The following is a 1930-nucleotide window of genomic DNA, read 5'->3' on the forward strand; positions in this document are numbered from 1 at the left end:
AGCGCGGGGCACCCGCCGAGGCCGAAACCGCCGCACCCGCTGACGCACCCTGAGGCCCCCGGACAGTGGCATCGAGGCCTTGCCCTAAGCCTCGCCTCATCCTGCTGCTGCGACAATTTGCGGATGCACCTTGGCCGCAACCGGGCTTTGTTCCCCCCCTCCTCCACCTCCTGGAACCCTCTGACGCTGGCCGTGCTGGCGAGCGTGTGGATCGCCACCCTCGCGAACTGGCCGCTGTGGCAGTCGCTGCGGGCGCTGCCCGAGATGCAGGGCCCGCGCGGCACGCTCTTCATCGTCGCGTTCGGCGTGATCGTCGCGTGCCTCACCAGCATCGTGCTGACGCTGCTGGCCTGGCGCTGGAGCATCAAGCCGGCGATCGGGCTCTTCCTGCTGGCGGCGGCCTTCGGTGCGCATTTCATGGGCACCTACAACGTCGTGATCGACAGCACGATGATGACCAACGTGCTGCAGACCGACATGCGCGAGACGCGCGACCTGCTGAGCCTGCGCATGGCGGCGAGCGTGCTCGTGATCGCGGTGCTGCCGCTCGCGTGGCTGTGGCGCCGGCCGCTGCAGGCGCCGGGCCTGTGGCGACAGGCCGGCCGCAACCTGCTGGGGCTGGTTGCGGCGCTGGTCGTGATGGTGGTCGTGGCAGGCGCCCTGTTCGCCGACCTCGCGTCGACGATGCGCACCCACAACACGCTGCGCTACAAGATCAATCCGCTGAACTCGTTCTATGCGCTCGGAATGCTGGTGCACGATGCCAACGCGCGGCCGGCCGGACCACCGGTCGCGATCGGCACTGACGTGGCGCTTGCGCCGCCCGCGCCCGGCGCGAAGCCGCTGCTGCTGGCGCTGGTGGTCGGCGAGACGGCGCGCGCCGATCACTTCGCGCTGAACGGCTACGAGCGGGCCACCACGCCGGGCCTCGCGGCGCAGGGCGTCGTCAGCTTCAGCAACGTCACGTCGTGCGGCACCAGCACGGCCACCTCGCTGCCGTGCATGTTCTCGCACCTGGGCAAGCAGGCCTACGAATCGCGTGACCAGGACTACGAGAACGTGCTCGATGTGCTGCAGCGGGCCGGGCTGGCGGTGCTGTGGCTGGACAACCAGGCCGGCTGCAAGGGGTTGTGCGAGCGCGTGCCGCACGACGATGCGTACCGGCTCGCAGCCGGTGCCGCGCCGATGCCGGCCGGGCTGTGCGACGGCGGCGAGTGCCTGGACGAGGCCTTGCTGCACGGGCTCGACCAGCGGCTGGCCGCGCTGCCGGCCGATCGACGCGCCCGTGGCGTGGTGCTGGTGCTGCACCAGATGGGCAGCCACGGGCCGGCCTACTCGAAGCGCTCGCCGCCGGGCCGCAAGCCCTTCATGCCGGAGTGCACGACCAACGTTCTGCAGCAGTGCGAGCGGCAACAGCTGCTGAATGCCTACGACAACTCGATCGCCTACACCGACAGCGTGCTGGCGCAGGCGATAGCCTGGCTTGGCAAGCAGGCGGTGGCCTACGACCCGGCGCTGCTGTACCTGTCGGACCACGGCGAATCGCTCGGCGAGAACAACCTCTACCTGCACGGCCTGCCCTACGGCATCGCGCCGCGCGAGCAGAAGCACGTTCCGATGGTGGTGTGGCTGGCGCCGCAGACCGAGGCGGCGACCGGGATCGCGATGCAGTGTCTGCAGAAGCAGCGCGACGTGGCGTTGAGCCACGACAACCTGGTGCCGAGCGTGCTGGGGTTGATGCGGGCGAAGACGAGCGTTTATCGCGGCGACCTGGACGTGTTCTCCCGCTGCAGGTAGATCTTTCTCGCATGGACGCGCCCGGGTGCAACCCGGGCTCAACCCCCACTTGTTCGCTTGTCACCTCCCCAAAGGCAGGGCGGTGGCAGAAGGCGGGTGCGGGGAGGCTGTGGTGCGCCAATAAGGAGGGGGC

The 1930-nt window shown here is 69.6% G+C and carries 1 protein-coding gene; it reads left to right on the forward strand.

The annotated features are described in order from the left end of the window. The first annotated feature begins 147 nt into the window (after positions 1-147). Positions 148-1797 carry a phosphoethanolamine transferase gene (locus AC1D15_RS29560; RefSeq protein ID WP_477828826.1) on the forward strand — a complete coding sequence of 550 codons (1650 nt, stop codon included), beginning with the start codon at positions 148-150 and terminating at the stop codon, positions 1795-1797. Positions 1798-1930 lie beyond the last annotated feature (133 nt).

The organism is Rhizobacter sp. P2_H2, from assembly GCF_056403375.1.